Source organism: Streptomyces sp. GS7, assembly GCF_009834125.1.
Taxonomy (GTDB): Bacteria; Actinomycetota; Actinomycetes; order Streptomycetales; family Streptomycetaceae; genus Streptomyces.
The window spans coordinates 3,906,888-3,928,678 of the sequence record NZ_CP047146.1; the positions used below are offsets into that span (position 1 = coordinate 3,906,888).

Sequence of the window (21,791 nt, forward strand, 5' to 3'; positions counted from 1 at the left end):
GGCAGGGCCGAGCGTCGGGTATTCGCTTGCGTTTGCGCGGTGGACGACGAGAATCGCCGCGTGCGCATCCTTTCGTTCCCTGAAGCAGCCACTCCGTCCGAACTGCGGTTGCAGGTGCGGGAGATACAGGAGCAGGCGTGGCCGTCCGCACCCGGGGCGGTTGCTCCTCCCGACGCTCCCGCCCACGACTCTGCACTCCGGCCGCTGTCGATGCTGCTCGTCGACGACGGGACGGTGCTGGCCGCCTTGGACATCCTGTCCAAGGACATCGTCCACGCGGGTGCACGCTTCGCCGCCGGCGGACTGAGCACGGTGGTGACACGGCGGGAGACCCGTGGCCGCGGGCATGGCCGGCGCCTGGTGGCAGCGGCCCGGGAGACGATGCTCGCGCGGAAGCTGGACCTGGGGCTGTTCACCTGCGACGGCCCGCTCCAGGCGTTCTATGAGAGTGCGGGCTGGCGGATTCTTCCCGGGGCGGTGCTGATCGGCGGGACACCGCACGATCCCTTTCCCAGCGATCAGGCCGGCTTCGAGAAGGTCACCATGGCCGACTTCTTCTCGTCCGCCGCCCGGGAGGCCGAGGCATCGTTCCACGAAAGCCGCATCGAGCTGTATCCCGGGGAGATCGACAAGTTGTGGTGAGCCGCTGCGCGGACGGCTCACGGCACAGGGGGAGGGCCGCGCACACCCCGCGGTCCTGTTCGTCCACGGGCCAACCGACCGTGGACGAACGCCTGCCCACCGTGCGTCGGCTCGCCGCCGACCCGGGCCTGGCACCGGGCCCTGCGGCCGGTGCGTTCACGGTGGTGGGATCACTCCAGGGCTGATCACACCACCCCGACAGGACCGACGTTCTCACCCGACAGGACTGACGTTGTCATCCGGTCGTCGACTGAAGGAGGCGGCACATGGCCGACGTCGTAGAGCTGATCTGCTACCCGGTCAAGGGATGCGCGGGCACGTCCATGAGTGACGCGTTCCTCACACCGGCGGGCCTCACGCACGACCGCAGCTTCATGGTCGTCAGCGAGGAGGGGGTCTACCGCACCCAGCGCCGCCATCCCCGTCTCGCTCTGGTCCGGCCCGCCGTCAGTGCCGACGGCAGCCGGCTCACCCTCGACTCGGCCGACTCACCGGGCCGTTACGGCACGGTGCACCTCGACGTCACCACGTCCGCGCCGCGTCGCGACGTCGACCTGTTCGGCGCCACCTTCCAGGGCATCGACCAGGGCGATGACGCCGCCGCCTGGTTCTCAGGGGTCCTCGGCGCCCCCAGCCGCCTGGTCCGGGTGCCGCCCGAGCACGACCGGATCGCCGACGGTCTGACACCCGGCCCCTCCGGCTACGCCGACAGCAGCGCCGTACACCTGCTGACCCGGTCCTCCCTCACCCTCCTCGACCGGCGGCTGGCCGAGCACGGCGCACCGCCCGTGCCGATGAACCGCTTCCGCCCGAACATCGTCGTCGACACCGGCCCCGGCCAAGGCCATGACAGTGACCGCGGCGACTGGGCGGCCGTACCGCACGCGGAGGACCGCGCACGCCGTATCAGCATCGGCGGGGCCGAACTGGGCTACGCCAAGCTCGCGGTGCGCTGCGCGGTCACCCTCGTCGACCAGGAGACCGGGGCGCGGCAGCGGCGGGAGCCGCTGCGGACGCTCGCGGGCTACCGGCGAGCGGCGAGTGGGGGCGTGGTGTTCGGCGCGAAGTTCTCCGTGGTGCGGCCGGGGAAGCTGTCGGTCGGCGACGACGTGGTCGTCCCGGAGTGGGGCGACGCCGAACGGTGACGGCGGAGGCGGGGCACCGGGCCTTGCGAGGCCCGGTGCCCGGTTCAGCGTCAGTTACAGCAGGAGGGCTTGCAGTGCTCAACCGTGACGTCGTCGATGACCGGTCCGGTGGGGCTGTGGGGAGTGGTGCTGGCGAAGCCCAGGGTCGTGGAGGTGCCGCGCGCGACGAAGGTCACCTGCCGCCGCACGTAGCCCATGTTCGTCTCGGACTTGCCGGTGACGTCGAAGGAGAAGTCCTGGACGTTCTGTCCGTCGATGAGGACCTTGCCTGTCTTCATGGCCGGGCGGTGGTCGAGTTGGGGGTTGCCGGCGAGTGAGTAGCTGACCGTGTACGTGGTACCGGGAGTGGTGGCGAAGGTCTGGGCCACGGCCCCCGGGTCGTTGCCGTTGAGGTCGAGGGACTGGTCTCCTTCCGCCGCGTCCCAGTAGCCGGCGCCGATCAGGTCGACCGTCCCACTGGTGACCTTCCACGGGCCGATGGACTGCCCGGCCGCGTATTCGTCGAAGGTCTTCGGCTTGACCGACGGGTATTCGAAGCTGCCGTCGTCGAAGTGGCTGACGGCGGCCGGCGACGCGGCCGGGCGGCTCGCCTGGGTGCGGCTGTGTGCCGGGGCCGCCATCGCGGTGCCGGTACCGGCGAGAAGAGCGACGGCCGTGACGGCGGTGGCCGGGATGAGCAGGGTACGCATGGGGTCCTCTCGGATGATCGCTGTGCAGCGATGTGCCTGAACTTCGGTGCGGACGGCCGCTGCCGGGTGGCAGGGCCAGCTCGCTCACCCCAGAGTCGGCCGTGTCGATCGTGGCCGAACAGGCTTACCAGGGCGGCTCTTTGGGCGGCTCCACCCCGACGTTCGGGTGCCCCGGCAGCGGCGACCGCGTGTTAAGTCCACGTTGAGTGGTGGCTCAGCGGGTTCCGGATCCTTGTCTCACGGGGCGCCGCACCAATGCCGGCGTCGAGGTGCGCGTTGAGGAGCATGGATGGACCGGATTCCGGTGTGTGTCCGCGCGGATGACCCGATCTCGCAGGTCGGGGTGGTCGGCGCACTCAGACCGAGACCAGAGGTGCAGGTGGTTGCCGACACGGACCTGGACGAGGCGAAGGTGGCCCTTGTCGTCACGGCCGGGGTGAGCGAACACAGCCTGAAGGTCCTGCGGTCGGTCGGCCAGGCGAGCAAGGCGAGGCTGGTGCTGGTCCCCACGGAGATCGACGAGTCCGAGCTGGTGACCGCGGCGGAGGTGGGGGTGGTCGGGGTGGTCCGGCGTGGCGAGGCCACCCCCGAGCGGCTGGTCACGGTGGTCCGCTCGGCTGCCGCGGGGGAGGGAGCCCTACCACCGGACCTGCTGGGCCGGCTGCTCGGCCAGGTCGGCCGCGCACAGCGGCAGGTGCTGGGGCCCCGCGGGCTGACCTTCAACAACCTCACGGAGCGGGAGTCGGAGGTGCTGCGGCTGGTCGCCGACGGGTTCGACACCGCCGAGGTCGCCACCAGGCTCGCGTACTCGCCACGTACGGTGAAGCAGGTCCTGCACGACATCCAGATCCGCTTCCAACTCCGCAACCGCTGCCATGCCGTCGCCTACGCGATCCGGCACGGCCTGATCTGATGCCTGATCTGATGCCTGAGCCGATGCCTGATCCGATGACCGCCGCGCGGATGTCGGCCGTGCATCCCGGGGCATCCCGGGACCATTGAATTCCCGTCAACTGCCCTTTAGGGCAGGAAGGTTCGCCCGACGGAGGAAAAAACTCCGGTCCGGGGAACAGCGCTGCGCTCGGTGACTAAGGTTTCTGCCCCTGGTGTCGATGAACGCGGCTGAGGCCGGTGCGTGCGCCGGCGGGAACGAAGGTGGCGCGGTTGAGGGGTGAACGGCGATGACAAGGGTTCCGAGGCAGGGGACCGGAGGCCTTGGGGAGCCGGAGAAGGGGCAGGGCGCATCGACGGAACGGTCCGACGCCGAACTCGTCGTGCGCGCCCGGGGCGGGGACGACGCGTCTTTCGTGGTGCTCTACGAGCGGCACTTCGCGTCGGCCTGCCGTCTGGCCGGTTGCTATGCGTCCAGTCCGGCGGATGCGGAGGACCTCGCCTCCGAGGGGTTCGCCCAGGTGCTCGGCGCCATCCGGGCCGGCGGCGGCCCGCAGCGGGCCTTTCGCCCGTACGTGCTGACCGTGGTCCGCCGTCTCGCCGCCGGCGACGTGGTGCGGGAGCGGCGCGCCACGCCCACGCCGGAGGTGGAGGTCTACGCGCCGTTGCTCCCCTTCGAGGATCCGGTGCTGGCCGAGCTGGAGGCGTCGCTGGTCGGGCGCGCGTTTGCCGCGCTGCCCGAGCGGTGGCAGACCGTGCTGTGGCACACCGAAGTGGAGGGGGAGAGCCCCGCGCAGGTGGCGCCCCGCCTGGGGTTGTCCGCCAACGCGGTTGCCGCACTGGCCTGCCGCGCCCGCGAAGGGCTGCGCAAGGAGTATCTGCAGGCGCATCTCTCCGAGCAGGAGATGGCACGGGAGTGCCGCAGGTGCGCCGGGAAACTGGCCGCCTATCTGCGCGGCTCCCTGGGGCCGCGGGAGCGGCGCCGGGTCGAGGAGCACCTCGATGAGTGCGACCGCTGTCCCCGGCTGCTGCTGGAGCTGCGCGAGGTCTCCGGCCGACTGCGCGCCTTTGTGGCTCCCTTGCTCCTGGGACCGGTGTTCGCCGGGTACTTCGCCTCGCTGGTCGAGGCGTCACCGGACGGGACGGCGGAGGGAGCGGAGAGCGGACCGGCACAGGAGCAGGCGGACGGACCGGAGAGTCCGGACGGGCAACGGGCGGACAGCGGGCAGCACGTCGACGACGGTGGCGAACCAGGGCTGCTACCACGCGGCGGAGGCGCGGGGAGCTCGGCCCCCGGCGCCGTCGTCGTCACCCTCGCGGTGGTCGCCGGCCTCACCGTCGTGACCCTGGCCGCCGCGCTGACCCTGGCGCCCGAGGACCCTGCGCGTCCCCGTACGCAGGGCAGGGCGCCCGTCGCGACGCCTACGCCCGCCCCCTCGTCGGGACGGCCGATGCCGTCCGGTCCGGCACCGGCCCCGCCGACGGGGTCCCCGTCGGGCAGCCGGCCGGTCCGGCCGACGCCCGGCCCGGTGAAGAAGACCCCTGAAGGCACCTTCGGTACCGGAGACGACGGAGCGACCGCCCCCGCGGCACCTCCGGTGCCTCCGGCACCCCCCGTGCCCCCGACATTTCCCACCAACTCGCCCGAGCCGACGCCCGCTTCGCCGCTGGCCGACGGAGGCTTCGAGTCGCCGGCCGCCGGGTCCCCGGTGGTCGTGTACCGCGCGGGTCAGGCCATCGGGCCGTGGCAGGTCGTCCAGAACTCCGTGAACCTGGTCCGCTCGGATGCCCTGCGGGCGGCGGAGGGCCAGCAGTCGATCGACCTGAACGGCGATCCGCCCGGCGCCATCAACGGGGCGATCGCCCAGACCTTCACCACCACGGCCGGCCGCCCGTACACGGTCAGCTTCTCCCTCGCGGGCAACGTCACCTGCGCCCCGGCCGTCAAGACACTCCGAGTCCAAGTCGACGCGGTGGCCCGGGACTTCTCCTTCGACACCACGGGGCGTTCGGCATCGGACATGGGATGGCGGATCGAGACCGTGCGGTTCACCGCGCAGGGTGGCCGGACCACGCTGCGGTTCACCAGCACCACCGATCCCGGCAGCCGGTGCGGGCCGGAGATCGACGGTGTCAGGATCGTCAGGACATAGGTGACAGGACGCCACGGCGTGCCGCCCGGTCAGTAGCCGTTGGCAAGGCCGGGGCCGTCGGTGTCGATGCCGAGCGACGCGAGCATCGCGGCGTACCGGCGGCGGGCCCGCTCGGCGGCGGCGGGCGCGCCGAGACGCCGGTAGGCCCTCACCAGCAGCTGCCACCCCGTGTCGTGGAAGGCATCGATGACCAGGCACTTCTCGGCTGCGACCACCGCATCCCGAGGGTTGCCGGCGGCGAGTTCCGCGGCGGCCAGCTCCGCGGCCGCGTTGGCCGCCTGCCGCCGGTACATCTCCCGGTCGTGCTGGAGCCACTCGGCGGGGCCGTCCTCGGGAAGCAGCTCACCGCTGTAGGAGGCGAGCGCGTCCCGGAGGTCCGCCACGGCCGAGTCGGTGTCCCCGACCGCGCTCGCCCGCCTGCTCCGGGTGAGCGCGGTCTGGAACGCGAGGGTGTCGAGGTAGGCGTCGGCAGGCAGATTGAGCAGGTAGGCGTCGCCGGTGCGGACCACCAGCTGCGGCTTACGGCGTTCCCGGTCCGGTTCCAGCAGACCCCGCAGGCTGGAGATGGCCACCTGCAGGTTCGCCGTCGCCGAAGCGAGTGGGGCATCCGGCCACAGTGCCTCGATCAGCGCCTCCTTGTGCACCGGCCGGCCTGCCCGCATGGCGAGCAGCCGCATCGCGGCACGAGCGCGGGGACGGATCTTCATCCAGTCGACGATCCGATCCCCGATTGCCATCCGGAATCCGCCGAAGCACCAGATCGCCACGCGGGGTGCGCGTTCCGCACGGTGCGTGGCGGCCCTTGTCTGCGGCCGTCGCCTGCCGGTGGGGGAGGCGAGGGCGGTCGGTGTGCTCCCACGGTGCTGGCGCGGTCGGGCGCCGGATTCGAGGGCCGTCGGCCGGCCGTCGGCGTCGAGCACGGACAGCAGGCGCCGGGCCGCCGCGGGACGGGCATCGGCGTCAGGTTCATCGGCATCGGGTTCATGGGCATCCGGTTCGCGGGCATCGGCCGCCTCGGCCCCCTGGATCAGACGCAGGGCGATCCCGAGCAGCCAGAGCCCGACGTCGACCGTGGGGACGTCGGTCGGTTCAGGTCCGTCGGAGCGGTGATCGGCTCCCTCGCCGACGAGGTGGTATCCGGGTCCGTCCGCGGCGGGCTCAGGTGCGGCGGCACTCATCTCTGGAGGCTGGAGCGCATGACAGTTGGTATCCACGCCTATTAGTGGCGCGAAGCGCCGCCCTATGACGGCAGAACTCCAAGATTTTTTTCCGGCGTCGGCCCGGTGCCGGCGTGGCATCGGGCGACCGGCGCCGGATGCTGCGGTGCTACGGCGCTCGGACGTCGACTCTAGGCGCGGGACCGGGCGCCGACAGCCGGCGGGCGGGCGCACTTTCGGGCGGCCGGGCCACCCCTTGGACCGTTCCGCCGACCGCTGCGGAGGCACCGCCCGGCGCCGAAGATGTAGCGAGACGCCCGCTCGGCGCGGTCCGGTGACCGCGGAGAAGTGGTGACCGGGCGCCGACGCTGTCGAACAAGCCCTACCAGACACCGGTCCAGCGAGGCCGCGTCGGTGAGAGGACGATCCGCTGTGCGTCTTGTGACCTCCCCGCCACCCGCCCTGCCGACCGCGGTGGACTGCTCGTTACTCGCGGCCGGCGTCGACTGGGACGCCGTCCGCGTACCCCGCGGCGTGGGTGTGCGCTGCCTGGCCGTCCTCGGCGGGCGCAGCGCCGCCGTGGTCGAGGATCCCCGTGAGTCCGCCCTCTACTGGTTCATCGCCGCGGGCGCATCCGCTGGTTGGGATGTCGCACACACCCGCCCGCTCGGCACGACCCAGTACCTGGTGGTGCCACCGCTGCACCGAGCGGCGGGCCCCGGGCTGCACTGGCGGATCCGTCCCGTCGAGGGCCGGCTGATCACCGATGTACGGGCACTGAGAGCGGCCGTCGAGGGTGTGATCGGGCCTCCTGGCGCTCCCGGTACCTCCGCGCGGCTCGCCACCTGAGGTGCCGGGAGCGCCCCCAAGCGCCGTCCCACACCCCCGGGGGCGGTTGGTCCGCCCGCAAGCGGGCGGACCGGAAGGCCGTCCCGTGCCTCTTCCCCGACCTCCACAGGGCAGGAGGCACGGGACGGCTCCCTGCCGAGCGCTCCCGCGCCACGGGGCGAGCCGCCTGCTGGTGGCGCCGGTCACGCGGGACCCGCGTCCGGCGCCGAGGATTCGACGATCACGGCGCGGTTGCCTTGCCGCCCGGGGCGCCCCACACACCCCCGAATGCCGTAGCCCCGATACACCGTCGTACGGGACGGGGCACCGCCCGCAGGCGTGCAGTCCCGTCCGCCGGGCAGCGGCGCGTCCGCGGCGCGTCCCCCGCCGACCTCTCAGTGCCGCCTGTGGGTTCCTTGCGCCCCCGGCAGCCAACCCGCCGTAGAGGTACGGAAGATGCTCCCCTCCGGCCTGCCGCCCTTCCGCCGCATGCCGCCCCAGGTACGTCGCGGAGGGCGGCCGACGAAGGCGCCGAAGAGGCACGCGGCGGCCGTGGCGGCCAGTACCCCCGGCACCATCGCGTAGACACCGGTCCGGAACGGGCCGAGCAGCGGGTCGATGTACTTCCAGAGCGCCACGGTGAGCGCACCCGTCACGATGCCGGCCATGGCCCCGGCCTTCGTCATCCGCGGCCAGTAGAGCGACAGCAGGAGCACCGGGCCGAAGGCGGAACCGAAGCCGGCCCAGGCGTAGGCCACGATGTCCAGTACGCCGCCGCCGCTGAGCGCGATCGCATAGGCGACCAGTGCGACCCCGATCACCGTCCCGCGGGCCACCCACACGAGCGCCGTGTCCGAGACCCGCCGGTTGAGGAACGCACGGAAGAAGTCCTCGGACAGGGACGTCGCCGACACCAGCAGTTGGCTGTCCGCGGTGGACTTGATCGCGGCGAGTACGGCCACCAGCAGAACGCCGGTGACCCATGGGTTGGACAGCTGCGCGGACAGGGCGACGTAGGCCAACTCCGGGTTGGCGAGCGGGCGGTGGAGCTGCGCGATCGCGACGAGTCCGGCGAGACTGGCACCGGCCAGGGCGACGATCACCCAGCTCACACCGATACGCCGGGCCAAGGGGATGTCGTGGGTGCTGCTGATGCCCATGAAGCGGGCCAGGATGTGGGGCTGCCCGAAGTAGCCGAGCCCCCACGCGAGCATGGAGACCACCGCGATGACGCCGAGGGGTTTGCCGGCGCCCCACTGGCCGCCGGCAAAGCCTGCCTGGGTGCCCATGTCGAGCAGTGACGGGGTCTTGGCGACGAGCGCCTGGCGCAGCGGGCCGAGGCCCCCGAGCTGCCAGATCCCGATCGCGGGGAGGGCGAATGCCCCGAGGACCATCAGGGCGCCTTGTACCGAGTGCGAGGTGCTCACGGCGCGGAAGCCGCCCAGCACGGAATAGGTGACCATCACCACGGCGAAGACGGTGAGGCCGAACTCGAAGCCCGTGCCGAAGAGTTGACCGACCAGCATGCCGCCCGCGACGAAGCCGCTCGCCACGTAGACGGTGAAGAACACGACGGTGACCGCCGCCGAGACGGTGCGCAACACCCTGCTGTCGTCCTCGAAGCGTTCTTCCAGGTACGCGGAGAGCGTCACGGAGTTGCTCGCCAACTGGGTGTAGATGCGCAAACGGGGCGCGACCAGCCGCCAGTTGAGGTACGTACCGATGACCAGTCCGACCGCGATCCACGTGGCACCGATCCCCGCCGCGTACACGGCACCGGGCAGGCCGAGGAACAGCCAGCCGGACATGTCGCTGGCTTCGGCGGACAGCGCGGCGATGAAGGCGTTGAGCCGACGGCCGCCGAGGGCGAAGTCGGTGAAGGTCTGGGTCTCCTCGTACACCGCGATGCCGAAGACGATCATTACGAGGAAGAAGGTCCCGAAGACGAGCATGACCGGCACCATCTGCGTGAGCTGCAATCTCATCTTTTCTCCGTCGGCGAAGACCGGTCCCGGCCGGTGTGCGCCGAACCTTCGTCGGGTCCTGGTCGGGAAGTGTGTCGACACATCGTGGAGATTGCCGCACTCCGCGATTCCAGGACTTTAGGAGAGCGCCCGTCTCTTTGGCAGCCCGCGGGCGGGAGTACTTTCGCGCAACGCGGCTGCCCGAAGAGCCGCCCCCATGGGGGCTGCGTACAGGAGTGCCGGACGTGAGCATCTGACACACCGCGCACCACGGCGACGCCGTGCGGTGAACCTCCCAGGAGTCTCCATGACGAAGTCAAGCCGCGAGCAGAAATCCGGCGGCGGTGAACGTCCGCCCGCACCGGACACCGCGCGCCGTGCTCTCACCAGCGACCTCATGCGTCTCGGCAGAGTCGACGGCCCCCGAACCGGCGTCTCGCCCGCCGCGGTTGCCAGGGGCTACGAGAAGACATGGCACATCACGGAGCGGTGGCTGCCGCTGGCCAGGCAACGCCGCCGGGCGGCATCGGGCTCGACGGCAGATCAGGCGCGGTGGGACGGACTCATCGAGTCCGCCGCCCGGCCCGCCCAGCCGGCGGGGTGCCCCTCGTTCCTCGGCCTCGTGGAACTGGCCGGGAACGCCCGTGACCTGCTGCGCACCTTGCGCGATACCGAGCCGCCCTGTGTTCCGGTCGCGGACGTCGCGGCACGGATCGCCGAGGCCATCGAGGACGGCCACTACCTGACCGGTGCGCCGCTCAGCCCGGCCAGGATCGCGGCAGACCGGCAGCTCCCCGTCGACAGCGTGAAACTCGCTCTCCTCGACCTGGCCGAGAGGAACGTCGTCGAGCTGAGTGCCGCCGGCCGCGCCCGCGTCACCGGCCCCGGCGGCACCGATCGCCCGCGGCAGATCGCGGACTGGCTACGGGAGTTGGTCGCCGCGGGCGCGTACGCCCCGGGGACGGCGCTGCCGATGAGGCAGGCACTCGCCCGCAATCTGGTCTCCGCCGACCCCCCGATCGCCGCCGCGATCCGACTCCTCATCGACGACGGAACCCTGACCTGCTACCCGGGTCAGCGGCCCATCGTGCGACCGGGGCACCCCCACGCGGGGACAGAGATGGTCGTCCGGGCTCGTGCGTTCGCCCAACTGCCGTATGCCAGTGGGCCGGTGGACATGAGGGACACCCGCGTGCGCGAGGTCGTCCGGGTGGCCCAGTCGTGGTGGAAGGCCCGCCTCGTTCCGCATCCGACCACGCTGGACCACTACCTAGCCCAACTCGTCGGCATCGCCCGCCAACTCATCACCAGGGCCCACGACCCGGAGCCGCCCACCCCGCCGTACGGCGAACGGCGGGAACCCCAGGAGCACCGGGAGGCACGGGAGCACCTGGAATGCGTGATCGTGCGGATCACCGTCGGCGCGACCAGCACCGCCGCATCCGACCCCGAGGACGGCGTCTGGCGTATCGCGTGCCTCGCGGCGGCCGTTCACGACCTGCTGAAGCTCACCGCGGCAACCGGCGGCGATGCCACGCGGTCCCGGTGAGCAGGCCGTTGCGGGCCGGTGTCGCCGGCCCGTGCCCGGTCCGCCGCGGGCTGTTGGGGCGGTGGGGTCCCCGGAGCGCTCAGCGTCTCCGGTACGGCTGGGCGACCTTCTCGGCCAGCTCCTGTGAGCGGTGCAGGGCCTGGTCGACGGTCTCGGCTCCGGCGATGGCGTTGCTGATCTCGTAGGAGACCTTGGTGCCGAGATCGGCGAACTCCGGGATGCCGACGAACTGGATGCCGATCGTCGGCCGTGGCTGGCTGCCGGGGTTCCGGGGATCGGTGCTGGTGATCGCCTTGCGGGCGACATCGGCGAACGCGGAGGCCGCGGCGCGGTATTCGGGGTTGGCATAGGTGGAGGCGCGGGTGCCGGCCGGCACGTTGGCCCATCCGCTGTTCCGCCCGACCAGCTGCTGGTACTGCTTGCCCGAGGTCCAGGAGAGGAACTGCCAGGCGTCGTCGGGCCGTGCGGATGTCTTCCGCACGCCCCAGGCCCAGGTGTAGAGCCAGCCCGACCCGGTGGACCTGCCAGTGGTCTCGCCGGTGGTCTTCTCGACCGGGGCGGGCGCGTAGCCGATCCTGCCCTTCAGCGGGGAGTCCGCCGCCTCCAGGGAGCCGGCCGCCGCCGTGGAGTCGTACCACATGGCGGTCCCGCCGTGGGTGAAGTCGTTGAGGCACTCGGCGTACCCGGACTCGGCGGCGCGGGACTCGCCGTGCTTCCGGACGAGGTCGACGTAGAAGCCGGTGGCGGATGCGAAGGCGGAGGAGCTGAGTTGCGCCTCCCAGTCCTTGGTGAACCACGTTCCACCGAAGGTGTTGACGACGGTGGTGAGCGGAGCGATCAGCTCGCCCCAACCCGGCTGGCCCCGCAGGCAGATGCCCCTCATACCGGGCTGCGCGCCGTCGGCCCTGGCCGCCAGGTCAGCGACCTGCTGCCAGGTGGGATGCGCAGGCATGGTCAGCCCTTTGGCGGCGAAGACGTCCTTGCGGTACATCAGGAAGGACGACTCCCCGTAGAACGGTTCGGCGTAGAGCTTGCCGTCGTCCGCGGTCAGCGAATCCCTCATGGGCGCGAGAATGTCCGCCTGATCGAACGCCGTGTCCTTCGCCGCGCGCCCGTTCAGCGGCAGCAGCCATTGGTTCTTGGCGTAGAACGGCACCTCGTAGTTGCTGATGGTGGCGACGTCGTACATCCCGGCCGGACTGGAGAAGTCCTGGCTGATCTTCTCCCGGACGTCGTTCTCCGGCAGCACGGTGAAATTCACCTTGATGCCGGTCTGTTCGGTGAAATGCTCGGCGGTGAGCTTCTGCACCTCCAGCATCTGCGGGTTGTTCACCATCAGCACGTTGATGACGTGCTCCCCGGACGAACCACCGGTACCGCCGGCGCCGGCACACCCCGCGAGTAACGCCGCGGCCGCTAACGCCGCAACCGCACTGCGTACCCGGAGTTCTCTGCGAACGGTTCGGATCAACCTGATCGGCTCCTCTGTCCGGCCACCTGGTGGCGGCCGCCCCGGCCCTCTTCGTCTGTACGGGGTGGGAAGAGGGCCGGGGCGGCCTTGAGAAGGTCTGCCCGTTCACCCAACCACAAACGGGCAGACCAGGCCGTCCCCTTCGGGGGAGAGGGACGGAACTCGGGGCGGGGGCGACGGCGCACGGCGCGGTCGCCCCCTCTGCGGTCGCCTCTCAGCCGCGTCCCTACAGCGTCGTCCCGTCGGGCGCCGCCGGAAACGGCCGTTGAGGCGACTGTTCGGGCGGCCCCTGCGGACGATCGGGCGGCGGCGGAGGTCCTGGACCTACGTGAAGTCCGTCGGAACAAAGGCGGAGTGCATGTGGGTCAGACCGTGCGGCCGAAGTACGCGGCGATCCGGTCGAGGGCCGGCGCGTCGTCGGGGGCGGGCTCGGGCGGGGCGAACAGGCCCTTCCGGTCCCGGACTTCGTCGGGCCAGTTGCCGTACCAGCGCTCCCGGACGGCGTGGACCGCGTCCGGGTCGCCGCCGGAAGGCCCCCACCAGACGGACTTCCGGACCGTCCGGTGGGCGGGGCGGGGCGAAGTCCGTTCTCGTGCAGGCGGGTTGCCTGGGCTCGTCGGTCCTTCGCCGGTTCCGGATCGCCCGGTCAGGGTGTGGTCGGTGGGGTCCTGTCGGTGTGCAGGTGCCAGCGCAGCTCACGCACCCGGGGTTCGCGTGTCAGCTGGACGACCAGCCGTTCCAGGGCAGCGGCGGCGGGGCTGTCCGGGGTGAGCGTCAGTCGCAGGAGCACATGGACGCTGCCGTTCGGTTCGACGGTGTGCAGGCTGTGCAGCCGCGTTCCGGTGTGCGCGAACGCGAGAAAACACAGGGCCCGTACCTCTTTCTCGACGCGGCGGTCGCACACGGCCTGGAGCGCGCAGTGCGTCGGCACCGGGCGCACCACGGCCGTCGTGCGTCGGGTGCGCCGGCGAAGCCGGAGTTTCATGCGGGCACCTCCGAGCTGGTGGGTCAACAGGATGTGGCTGGTGGGTGGTTGGCTGCCGCAGTTGTCGGTGCGAGCGCCGGGCAGGCGCCGAGGGCCGCGGGGACGGGGATGGTGTCGGCCCGGTGGGGGACGGCGGTGTCCAGGTGCCAGTGCAGTTCGTGGACGGCGGGGTGCAGCCAGACAAGGGCGATCAGTTGGCCCAGTGGCGCCGTGACGGGTCCGGTGGTCGTGAAGTGCGCCTCCAGGAGTACGGCGTCCGGCTCGGCGGTCAGCACGCGGGTCTCGCCGGCCTCCACTTCATGGGATTGGAGGGCCTGGGTGAGCCAGGCCCTGACGTGAGGTTCCGCGTCCGGGTCGCAGCGGGTGTGGACGGTCGCCAGGACGGTGGGGTCGGTGGCGGATGGCGGGGTGCGGTCGATGAGTCGTTGGACGCTGGCACGCAGCAGGGCGTTCGGAAAGGCCATGGCGGCGCCTCCTCTCCGTCGTGGGGTGTGGTTGTGGGGTGGCCATGGTCGGGCCGCCTGGTGCGGGGCCGTTGAACTGCTTCCGGCCGTGTCGGTCCTGGTCGGCCATGGAAACCTCCCGGCTCTCCCGGTGAGGGAGGTCGGGGTACGCCGTGTCGCCCCCTTCGAGCGCGCAGCACGGCGACCCGGGACGGCCGGTGGCCGTACGGGTGCCTGGGCAGGGTGGGGGAAGCGCAGGAGAGGTGGTTACCGCGTACCGGAGGTCGGAGAAGACATGCGGATACGGGGCCGACTGTGGCCCGGACTACTGCAATGGCCGTCCATGTCTCTCGCCTCCTCCCGGCCGGGGCGCACGCGGGCGCCGAACGGACGCGGCAAAGAGCGCACCGGTCATCCGACCGGTTCACCCCAACTCGTCAGAGCTTTGGCACTCCACGGCGTAATCCCCGTACCGGGGAAGCCACTTGGGGTCACCCCTTAGGCCGGGGAGACCTGTCCTGAACCTGGGCGTCTCTCGACGTCGTGGGGTCAGTGGCCTGTGTCCGTGAAGACGCCTCACCGAACGAGGTGCCTCACATTCTTCGAACACTCAGAGCCTACCGGCATACTTGCGTGAGAACGCAACTGCTTGACGCGACTTTGACGACAGCCTTGACAAATGCGCCATGGCATCCTCACACAGGGCCCAACCTCCGACCTTGCCCAATCCTGACGGAACTCGGGCTCTGGTAGCGGGTGTTGTGGGTAGAGAGCGCAGTGCGGGCGGAGCAGGGGCGCAACCGAGGGGGCGCCGCAGTCCGCCGACTCGGCGTTCCGGGGCCGGCGTCGGCCGGCCGCCTGCTCCTACGGCCCGCTTCGGCCGCCGCCCCCGTCGTGGCCGGAACACCGACCGGGGCACCGCCCCTCGAAGGATGGCAGGCCATGACGCTCTACCAGCACGTGCCGCACCCGCACATCGCTTCACGGCACGCCCACGGCCCGGTGAAGGTCAGCGATCAGCTTCCCCAGGACAATGCGCTCACCCGGTTCAACACCAGGATCGCGATCGTGATCACGCGGGCCGTCGGCAGCATGTGGTGTGCCTACGCGTTCGCGCTGTTCGACCTGATCAGCCTGCCGGACGCGATCAGGGCCGGGGCGTCGGCCATCGTGGCCTGGGTGGCGCAGACGTTCCTGCAACTGGTCCTGTTGTCCGTCATCATGGTCGGCCAGAACGTGCAGGCCGCCGCCTCGGACCGGCGCTCCGAAGCGACCTTCCACGATGCGAGCGCGACCCTGCACGAGGTGGCCCACCTGCAAAGCCACCTTGCCGCACAGGACGTGCTGCTGACCCGGATCGCCGAGAAGGTCGGCCTGGAACCGGTACCGGTCATCGATGCCGCCCCCGGTAGTGAGCCGGGGGGAGAGGACCCGGACGACTGACGGGACGTCCTGCCGCGGTCCCTGGCACGCCGGGGTCGGTCCGCGGCTTGTCGTCGGCCCATCCGGCCCGCGCTCCACAGGCTGTCACCGCCGGTGCGGTGACGTCGTCGGTCGGTGTCTCGACGTGGGCCTGCTCAGTCCCCGGCCTCCGCGAGTCGGCGCAGCAGCGGCTCGACCTCGATGAGCCGGCGGATCTCGTCCGGCCGGAGCGCGGTGAGGCGCCGCGCGAGCACCTGTGCCTCACCGCGGGCGACGTCCGCCAGCGCCGCCGTGCCCTGCTCGGTGAGCAGGACCCGGCTGGCGCGCCGGTCCTTCGGGTCGGCCTCCCGGCGTACCAGGCCCGCCGACTCCAGGCCGAGGACCGCGGCGGTGACGGTCGGCTGGGAGCAGGGCACCCACTGCGCGATCTCCCCGATCCGGGACGGTCCGCGCTGGGTCAGCAGCGCCAGTACGGCGATGTGGGTCAGCTGGACGCCGCCCGCGGTGGCGGATCTGCGCAGGCTCCGGGTGAGCCGGTGCAGCGAGATCACCAGTTGCAGCGCCGCGTCGTCACCGATCGTCATCGCTCACCCATCGCCTCCGTACCGTACCGATTCCGCGCCGGATCCCTGCTCAGGGCCGTCGTGGATCAGGAGAGCGTAATGGCGGGGGAATACATCTCCAACCACAGGGCCAGGTCCAGGGTCCGTTCGAGGCCGCGCCGTGACGCCTGGGTGATCTGCGGCGCCTCGTGGTCCGCCGCGCGCTTGAGCCAGTCGCGGTCGACGAGGTCGAAGACCTGGTGCGAGGGGCGCGCCAGCAGGTCCTTGGCATGCTGCTGGAGCGCGACCGCGTACTGCGGGTCCTGCGTGGAGGGTACGGGCTCTTCACCCTGTCGTACACCGATCGCGGCAGCACGTCGGCGGTGGCCTCGCGCAGCAGGCTCTTCTCCCGTCCGTCGAAGGACTTCAGGGACCACGGGGTGTTGTAGACGTACTCGACCAGGCGGTGGTCGCAGAACGGGACCCGCACCTCCAGCCCGACGGCCATGCTCGCCCGGTCCTTGCGGTCCAGGAGGATCCGGACGAAGCGCGTCAGGTGCAGGTAGCAGATCTTCCGCATCCGGAACTCGAAGTCGCTCTCTCCGTCGAGCCGTTCGACGTCCTTGACGGCGCGGTCGTAGCCGTCCTGGATGTAGGTGCCGAGGTCGAGGGCGCCGGTGACGTCGGAGGTGAGGATGTTCCCGTCGTCGCCGAAGTGCTGGGCGAAGCGGACGAGCCAGGGGAAGGTGTCGGCCGTGCGGGCCTCCTCGTCGAAGAACTGCTTGTACCCGCCGAAGACCTCGTCGGCCGACTCGCCGGACAGCGCCACCGTCGAGTGCTCCCGGATGGCCTTGAACAGCAGGTAGAGGGAGGCGTCCATGTCGCCGAAACCCATCGGGAGGTCGCGGGCGCGCAGCACCTTCGCGCGGACGTCGAGGTCGGCCAGGGCGGCGGAGTCCAGCACGATGTCCTGGTGCCGGGTCCCGGCGAGCCGGGCCACGTCGTGCACATAAGGCGTGTCCGGTGTGGCGCGCAGGTCGTCGGCGACGAAGTTCTCCGTCTGGCCGACGAAGTCGACGGCGAAGCTCCGCACCGTCTCGCCCACGTCGGCCAGTTGACGTGCCGCCAGTGCGGTCATCGCGGAGGAGTCCAGCCCACCCGACAGCAGGGTGCAGCGCGGCACGTCGGAGACCAGCTGGCGTCGGACGATGTCGTCGAGCAGCGTACGGACGTGCCCGACCGAGGTCTCGCGGTCGTCCTGGTGCGCCCGGGTCCGCAGCGACCAGTAGACGTGCCGGCGCAGCCCGTCGGCGTCGACGGTGACCACGGTGCCCGGCTCGACCTCGTGCATCCCGTCCCACACGGCGTGCCCGGGCGTCTTGACGAAGGCGAACAGTTCGCGCAGGCCGTCCAGCCCGACCCGCCGCTCGGCGAGCGGGTTGGCGAGGATGGCCTTGGGCTCGGAGCCGAACAGCACGCCGTCGGCCGTGGGGTAGTAGTAGAACGGCTTGATGCCCATCCGGTCGCGGATCATCACCAGCCGCCGGCGCTGCTCGTCCCAGACGGCGAACGCGAACATCCCGTTGAGGTGTTCGGCGACCGCTTCGCCCCACTCCAGATAGCCGTGCAGCACCACTTCGGTGTCGGAGTCGGTGGTGAAGCGGTGGCCCCTGCCCGCCAGTTCGCCGCGCAGCTCGCCGAAGTTGTAGGTCTCACCGGAGTAGACGATGACGACCTGGCTGCCGTCGGGGCGCTCGGCGGTCATCGGCTGACGCCCGCCGGGCAGATCGATGATGGCCAGGCGCCGGTGGCCGAGTGCGGCGGGCCCCTGTACCCAGGTGCCGCGGTCGTCGGGACCGCGGCAGGCCATCGTCTCGGTCATCGCGTCCACGGTCGCCTGCTCGGAGCGCAGGTCGCGGTCGAAGGAAATCCAGCCGGTGATGCCGCACATGCCATGTCCTCCTGCTCCGAACCCTGGGGCCGCCGATGCAGCGGGCCGGCGCGAGACGCCGCGGCAGCCGGGGCCGGGAGGGGCGGGCGCCGCCGATGAGTGGTCGCCCGACCCGCTCCACCAGAGTCTGTTGTATCGAGCACCTATGTAAAAAGAGTGCGCCTCGGAGGCCGGTCGCGTCAACCGGGGCGTCACACAGGACGGGGCGTACACGGACGCGCCGCGGCGTGCGACACAGGGGAGGCGACAGCCGGCGCACCCGCTCTGACCTGCGGATTCACGGTGGGAGAGAGCGCCGGGCGGCCCGGACCGCGGGCGGACCGGCCCCACGGGAACGGGGGAGACGTTTTACCGGGAGGCAGCGTGCCGCCGGTGCCTGGCAGCGTCAGGACGGCAAGGGACCGCATGACGGCCCCCCCGCCGCCCCCACCCTCCGTCATCAGCCGCGACAGCCCCTGACCGGTCCCCGAAGCCGTCCCGGGCGCCGCCTGCTCCGACACGTCGCTGTCCCTCCCCGGCCACGCACTCCCCCCCTCGGGCATCGGGACATCGGCCATCGGCACCGCGGGCATCCGCCGAGGTCACGCGCCACCGGCAGGGCGACCCCGGCATCGCACCCGGGCCGCCGGAACGGCCGTTGCGCGCGCCGTCAGGTGGCTTCGTACGCCGCGCCGGCGACCGCGAGGTCCTCCCAGGCCATGCCGACGCTCTTGAAGAGGCGAGGGCGGTCCGGGTCCGCAGAGGCGGCTCCGGCGGCCAGGTCGGCGAGCGTCACCAGTGCCTCCGGGGTGAGCCGGCCGCTCTCCAGTTCCGGGATGAGGTCACCGGCTTCGCGGGCCGCGGCGGCCCGGGACTCGACCACGACGGTGCTGCCCAGGACGGTGCTGCCGTCCACCTCGCGGCTGCCGCGCTCGTGGGAGCCGACCGCGGTCACCGTGGCGTGCGGCGGGAGCAGGGAGCCGTCGAACAGCGGGGTGCGGGCGGTGGTGCAGCAGGCCACGAGATCGGCGCCGGCGACCGCGGACGGGGCACCGGCCTCGACGGTGAGGCCGGTGCCCCGGCGGGCCGCCTCGACGAACCGCTCGACGTGCGCGGGGGTGCGTCCCACGACGGTCACGTGGGTGAGCGGACGCACCGCGCGCAGCGCGTCCAGGTGGCCGCGAGCCTGCGGACCGGTGCCGAACACCACCAGGCGCCCGGCCTCGGGGACGGCGAGCAGGTCGGCGGCGAGGGCCGAGACGGCCGAGGTGCGCACGGTGGTCAGCGCGATCCCGTCGAGCAGTGCGACCGGGGTGAGGGTCGCGGCATCGAAGAGCAGGTACTGGCCCTGGACGCGGGGGAGTCCGGCGGCCGGGTTGTCCGGGGCGACGGTGGCCACCTTGACGCCCGCGTAGCGGCTGCGGTGTGCGGGCATCAGGAGCAACTGGCCGTGCTCGACGGGCACGATGGTGCGTGGCGGATCGGCTTCGGGGTCCGGCCCGTCGCGCAGCGCGGCGCGCAGCGCGTCGACGGCCGCGGCCATCGGGAGCGCGTGCAGCAGACCGGACTCGTCGATGATCCGGGGCGGGCGGGGGACCGGGGAAGTGGCGCTCATACCGCCGAGTCTGCCCCGGCCCGGCGCGTGGATGCGTGATCTTCGACGCACCGGAGCGCGGGCGGAAAGGAGGAGAGCGCCCGCGGGGCGCACCTCCCCTCGCGATGCGGCGGCGCCGCAGCCCCGGCAGCCCCGCCCCGCCGGCCGAGGGCGTCTTGCCCTGCGTCCCCCCACCGGCCCTTCGACCGCTCCCCGCCCGCCCAAGGCCCGTATCCGTAAACTCCGTCAATTCCACTGCACCGTACGGCAGTTGACCGGCCTGTCGGTTGCCAAGGACGCCGGCGATGCATGGTGTCGGTCCACCGTACGGCCGCCCCTGCCACCTCGACCGCGTTACCCACCAGCCGTGACGGCCGCCCACGACACGTGCTCAACAACCAGGCGACGCAAGGCGCCTATCCCACCCGGGCCGATCCTGGCGAGCACGCCGGCCACCCAAGCCCGTCCGCCACTCGGTGAGGGTACGGCGACCGCCACCATCGCCGGTCACGGGATATCCAGTTGCCGTCCCGTCGCGCGTGCACGTCTGCTGGTGATCGGCCGCACGGTGACGGGCCCGTATCCGAATCCGAGGCATCGTGTGCACGAGGAAACGGGCCTCCCTGCCGCTGGCCCACCTCACGCGGGCCCTGCCCCGACGCCATGTGCTGACGGGACTGCTGGCCGCACTCGTCGTGTCCAGTCTGGGCGCGGCGCTGGCCACCTCCTACTGGGTGCTGCTTGCGGCGCGGCTGCTGACCGCGCTTGCGCAGGCGCTGTTCTGGGCCGTGATGGGGCCGGCCGCGGTGGGCCTGTTCCGGCCCGAGGCGCGCGGGCATGGGGTCGGCGCGCTGTCCGTCGCCGGCTCGCTCGCCCTCGTACTCGGCGGAGAGCCGCTGCCGGCTCGGCTGCGCGAGCGGCACTGGCGCATCGCGCTGGTGTGGGCCGATGGCGGCTACACCGGACGCCTGGTCGACCTCGCCCGCGACGCCCTGCGCATCGCCCTGGCCGTGGTCAAACGCAGCGACGACGCGGCCGGTTCACCGTGTTGCCCAAGAGGTGGCTGGTGGAGCGGACGTTCGTGTGACTGATGCGCCCACGCCGCTTGGCGCGCGACTACGAGGGCCGCACCGACAGCTCGGAGGCAGTGTCGGGTGGTCGATGAGCATGGTCATGAGCCGCCGGCTCGGTCAGCGGGCACGCTGAACATCCCCGGGCGGTCCGCTGACCCGCACTGGCCGCTCGTCAGCCACCACGACCGGCGGTACCTCCTCGTCTCCACGGGATTCCGCCAGGACCTCGCCGACCGTCTCACGGGCGGTAACGAACCGCTCCCACACGGCCTCCGCCTCCCGCGGCTCGACCTGAGGGGCCTCCACCCGCTGCCGAGCGGCGCGTTCACGCTCCTCCAGCAAACCCCATCACCGACGGCATCAGCATTATTCCCCTGGGGGCTGCTTGGTGAGGGGGCAAGTCCCCTAACCGCTCGTCTCCAACTGGGACGCGCGCTGGTGTCCGAGTGTCTGCTGCCACCTCCAGCCTGAGTCCCGCAGGGCGCTGGCGCGTTGCACAAGCGCGTCGATCCGGGTGGCTGCTTCGGTCGGTTCCCAGTAGCGAGTCGATGCGGTCGTCTGGTGGGGATGCTTGCGGTAGAGGATGCTCGGCTCGGCGATGAACTCACCGGGTGCCACGGCTTCCGCGGCGAGGAGCAGAGCAACCGTCTCGGCTCCGGACAGTGCCTGCCAGCCGCCGAGCGCCATCACCAGGCGACGGTGTGCAGCGAACGTGGTCGCCTGAACGGACAGACGTTGCTCAAGCACCTCGTGGTAGAAGCGGGCGGGCTCCACGGGGCCACCCGGAGGATCGCACGGACCCGGCGCTGTGCTCCCGTCCTCGTGGAGGTCGACGCAGGCGGACACGCACCACGGAACACGTTCCAGGGTCTCGATGTCCCGTTCCAGCGCGCCCGGCAGCAGTACGTCGTCCGCGTCCAACGTCCGTATCAGGTCACCGGTCGCGCGGGCGAGGGCGTGCGTGCGCGTTACCGCTATGCGTGCTCGGAGTCCTGTGCCGTGGGTGATCCTGGGGTCGCTGGGCAGGCTGTTGGCCGGGATGCCCGAGGTCCCGTCCTCCTGCACGCACCACTCCCATTCCCAGTCATCCGGGAGCTTTTGTTCGCGCAGAGATTCGTAGGTGTCACTAATGAAGTGGTGGCTGCCTTCGTGTACGGCGGTGATGACGCTGATGATTCGCATGGGGTGGGGTCCTGTCAGAGGGAAGAGGCCACCAGTGATCATGACATGAACCCATGGCTAGAGTTTCACCCTCGGTGTCTGTCCCGTGTGCCCCGTTGCGAGCGTGGAGAGTCGAGCCCAACGGCCACCCC

Annotated in this window: 16 protein-coding genes, 2 pseudogenes and 1 riboswitch; of the genes and pseudogenes, 8 read left to right on the top strand and 10 right to left on the bottom strand. The window is 71.4% G+C overall.

All coding sequences use genetic code 11. From position 1 onward, the window contains the following. Positions 1-60: 60 nt before the first annotated feature. On the top strand, positions 61-642 hold the full coding sequence (locus tag GR130_RS17180; RefSeq protein WP_159505557.1) for a GNAT family N-acetyltransferase: 582 nt from the start codon (positions 61-63) through the stop codon (positions 640-642). A gap of 266 nt (positions 643-908) precedes the next feature. Next, entirely contained in the window at positions 909-1,787 is an 879-nt protein-coding gene (locus GR130_RS17185; RefSeq protein WP_159505558.1) for an MOSC domain-containing protein, read from the top strand. 50 nt (positions 1,788-1,837) lie between these two features. Here GR130_RS17185 and GR130_RS17190 read toward each other — a convergent pair whose 3' ends face one another. Further along, positions 1,838-2,476, bottom strand: coding sequence for a choice-of-anchor C family protein (locus tag GR130_RS17190; RefSeq protein ID WP_159505559.1), 639 nt, complete (start codon positions 2,474-2,476; stop codon positions 1,838-1,840). 289 nt (positions 2,477-2,765) lie between these two features. On the opposite strand from GR130_RS17190, the gene GR130_RS17195 reads away from it, so the two are divergent. Further along, positions 2,766-3,389, top strand: coding sequence for a helix-turn-helix transcriptional regulator (locus GR130_RS17195; RefSeq protein WP_159505560.1), 624 nt, complete (start codon positions 2,766-2,768; stop codon positions 3,387-3,389). A gap of 268 nt (positions 3,390-3,657) precedes the next feature. Next, positions 3,658-5,520, top strand: coding sequence for a choice-of-anchor C family protein (locus GR130_RS17200; protein ID WP_159505561.1), 1,863 nt, complete (start codon positions 3,658-3,660; stop codon positions 5,518-5,520). Between the two features lie 29 nt (positions 5,521-5,549). Here GR130_RS17200 and GR130_RS17205 read toward each other — a convergent pair whose 3' ends face one another. Next, positions 5,550-6,698, bottom strand: a complete 1,149-nt coding sequence (locus GR130_RS17205; RefSeq protein WP_159505562.1) for an AfsR/SARP family transcriptional regulator — start codon at positions 6,696-6,698, stop codon at positions 5,550-5,552. A gap of 411 nt (positions 6,699-7,109) precedes the next feature. On the opposite strand from GR130_RS17205, the gene GR130_RS17210 reads away from it, so the two are divergent. Next, complete coding sequence (locus tag GR130_RS17210) at positions 7,110-7,526, top strand: hypothetical protein (protein ID WP_236573077.1); 417 nt, start codon at positions 7,110-7,112, stop codon at positions 7,524-7,526. Positions 7,527-7,900: 374 nt separating this feature from the next. On the opposite strand, the gene putP is transcribed toward GR130_RS17210, so the two are convergent. Continuing rightward, a complete protein-coding gene (gene putP / locus GR130_RS17215) occupies positions 7,901-9,490 on the bottom strand; it encodes a sodium/proline symporter PutP (protein ID WP_159505563.1) in 1,590 nt (529 codons plus the stop codon). Between the two features lie 286 nt (positions 9,491-9,776). Here putP and GR130_RS17220 point away from each other — a divergent pair, with 286 nt between their 5' ends. Then, on the top strand, positions 9,777-11,018 hold the full coding sequence (locus GR130_RS17220) for a GntR family transcriptional regulator (RefSeq protein WP_201304915.1): 1,242 nt from the start codon (positions 9,777-9,779) through the stop codon (positions 11,016-11,018). Between the two features lie 79 nt (positions 11,019-11,097). Here GR130_RS17220 and GR130_RS17225 read toward each other — a convergent pair whose 3' ends face one another. The 3 genes from GR130_RS17225 to GR130_RS17235 all read right to left on the bottom strand — a co-directional run bounded on the left by GR130_RS17225 (position 11,098) and on the right by GR130_RS17235 (position 13,938). Next, positions 11,098-12,489 (bottom strand): ABC transporter substrate-binding protein, encoded by a 1,392-nt coding sequence (locus GR130_RS17225; RefSeq protein WP_443043614.1) that lies wholly within the window; start codon positions 12,487-12,489, stop codon positions 11,098-11,100. A 646-nt stretch (positions 12,490-13,135) separates the two neighbouring features. Continuing rightward, positions 13,136-13,474 carry a hypothetical protein gene (locus tag GR130_RS17230; protein WP_159505565.1) on the bottom strand — a complete coding sequence of 113 codons (339 nt, stop codon included), beginning with the start codon at positions 13,472-13,474 and terminating at the stop codon, positions 13,136-13,138. A 23-nt stretch (positions 13,475-13,497) separates the two neighbouring features. Continuing rightward, positions 13,498-13,938: a hypothetical protein gene (locus tag GR130_RS17235; protein ID WP_159505566.1), complete on the bottom strand. Its 441-nt coding sequence runs from the start codon at positions 13,936-13,938 to the stop codon at positions 13,498-13,500. A 400-nt stretch (positions 13,939-14,338) separates the two neighbouring features. Further along, a riboswitch (M-box (ykoK) riboswitch) is annotated at positions 14,339-14,512 on the bottom strand. A gap of 347 nt (positions 14,513-14,859) precedes the next feature. Here GR130_RS17235 and GR130_RS17240 point away from each other — a divergent pair. Further along, positions 14,860-15,360, top strand: a complete 501-nt coding sequence (locus GR130_RS17240; protein ID WP_201304916.1) for a DUF1003 domain-containing protein — start codon at positions 14,860-14,862, stop codon at positions 15,358-15,360. A 134-nt stretch (positions 15,361-15,494) separates the two neighbouring features. Here the strand turns inward: GR130_RS17240 and GR130_RS17245 are convergent, their stop codons facing one another. The 3 genes and pseudogenes from GR130_RS17245 to GR130_RS17255 all read right to left on the bottom strand — a co-directional run bounded on the left by GR130_RS17245 (position 15,495) and on the right by GR130_RS17255 (position 19,426). Next, positions 15,495-15,923 carry a MarR family winged helix-turn-helix transcriptional regulator gene (locus GR130_RS17245; RefSeq protein WP_159505567.1) on the bottom strand — a complete coding sequence of 143 codons (429 nt, stop codon included), beginning with the start codon at positions 15,921-15,923 and terminating at the stop codon, positions 15,495-15,497. Between the two features lie 65 nt (positions 15,924-15,988). Next, positions 15,989-17,832, bottom strand: a pseudogene (gene asnB / locus GR130_RS17250) (asparagine synthase (glutamine-hydrolyzing)). 649 nt (positions 17,833-18,481) lie between these two features. Further along, entirely contained in the window at positions 18,482-19,426 is a 945-nt protein-coding gene (locus GR130_RS17255; protein WP_159505568.1) for an ornithine cyclodeaminase family protein, read from the bottom strand. A gap of 590 nt (positions 19,427-20,016) precedes the next feature. On the opposite strand from GR130_RS17255, the pseudogene GR130_RS17260 reads away from it, so the two are divergent. Continuing rightward, positions 20,017-20,296, top strand: a pseudogene (locus GR130_RS17260) (MFS transporter); the annotation flags it as partial. Positions 20,297-20,883: 587 nt separating this feature from the next. On the opposite strand, the gene GR130_RS17265 reads toward GR130_RS17260, so the two are convergent. Beyond that, positions 20,884-21,660 carry a glycosyltransferase gene (locus GR130_RS17265; RefSeq protein ID WP_159505569.1) on the bottom strand — a complete coding sequence of 259 codons (777 nt, stop codon included), beginning with the start codon at positions 21,658-21,660 and terminating at the stop codon, positions 20,884-20,886. Positions 21,661-21,791 lie beyond the last annotated feature (131 nt).

Coding starts and splice junctions, on each gene's coding strand:
- GR130_RS17195 (WP_159505560.1), top strand. CDS start 2,766: ATGGACCGGATTCCGGTGTGTGTCCGCGCGGATGACCCGATCTCGCAG.
- GR130_RS17255 (WP_159505568.1), bottom strand. CDS start 19,426: ATGAGCGCCACTTCCCCGGTCCCCCGCCCGCCCCGGATCATCGACGAG.
- GR130_RS17235 (WP_159505566.1), bottom strand. CDS start 13,938: ATGGCCTTTCCGAACGCCCTGCTGCGTGCCAGCGTCCAACGACTCATC.
- putP (WP_159505563.1), bottom strand. CDS start 9,490: ATGAGATTGCAGCTCACGCAGATGGTGCCGGTCATGCTCGTCTTCGGG.
- GR130_RS17240 (WP_201304916.1), top strand. CDS start 14,860: ATGACGCTCTACCAGCACGTGCCGCACCCGCACATCGCTTCACGGCAC.
- GR130_RS17190 (WP_159505559.1), bottom strand. CDS start 2,476: ATGCGTACCCTGCTCATCCCGGCCACCGCCGTCACGGCCGTCGCTCTT.
- GR130_RS17185 (WP_159505558.1), top strand. CDS start 909: ATGGCCGACGTCGTAGAGCTGATCTGCTACCCGGTCAAGGGATGCGCG.
- GR130_RS17200 (WP_159505561.1), top strand. CDS start 3,658: ATGACAAGGGTTCCGAGGCAGGGGACCGGAGGCCTTGGGGAGCCGGAG.
- GR130_RS17205 (WP_159505562.1), bottom strand. CDS start 6,698: ATGAGTGCCGCCGCACCTGAGCCCGCCGCGGACGGACCCGGATACCAC.
- GR130_RS17245 (WP_159505567.1), bottom strand. CDS start 15,923: ATGACGATCGGTGACGACGCGGCGCTGCAACTGGTGATCTCGCTGCAC.
- GR130_RS17230 (WP_159505565.1), bottom strand. CDS start 13,474: ATGAAACTCCGGCTTCGCCGGCGCACCCGACGCACGACGGCCGTGGTG.
- GR130_RS17265 (WP_159505569.1), bottom strand. CDS start 21,660: ATGCGAATCATCAGCGTCATCACCGCCGTACACGAAGGCAGCCACCAC.
- GR130_RS17220 (WP_201304915.1), top strand. CDS start 9,777: ATGACGAAGTCAAGCCGCGAGCAGAAATCCGGCGGCGGTGAACGTCCG.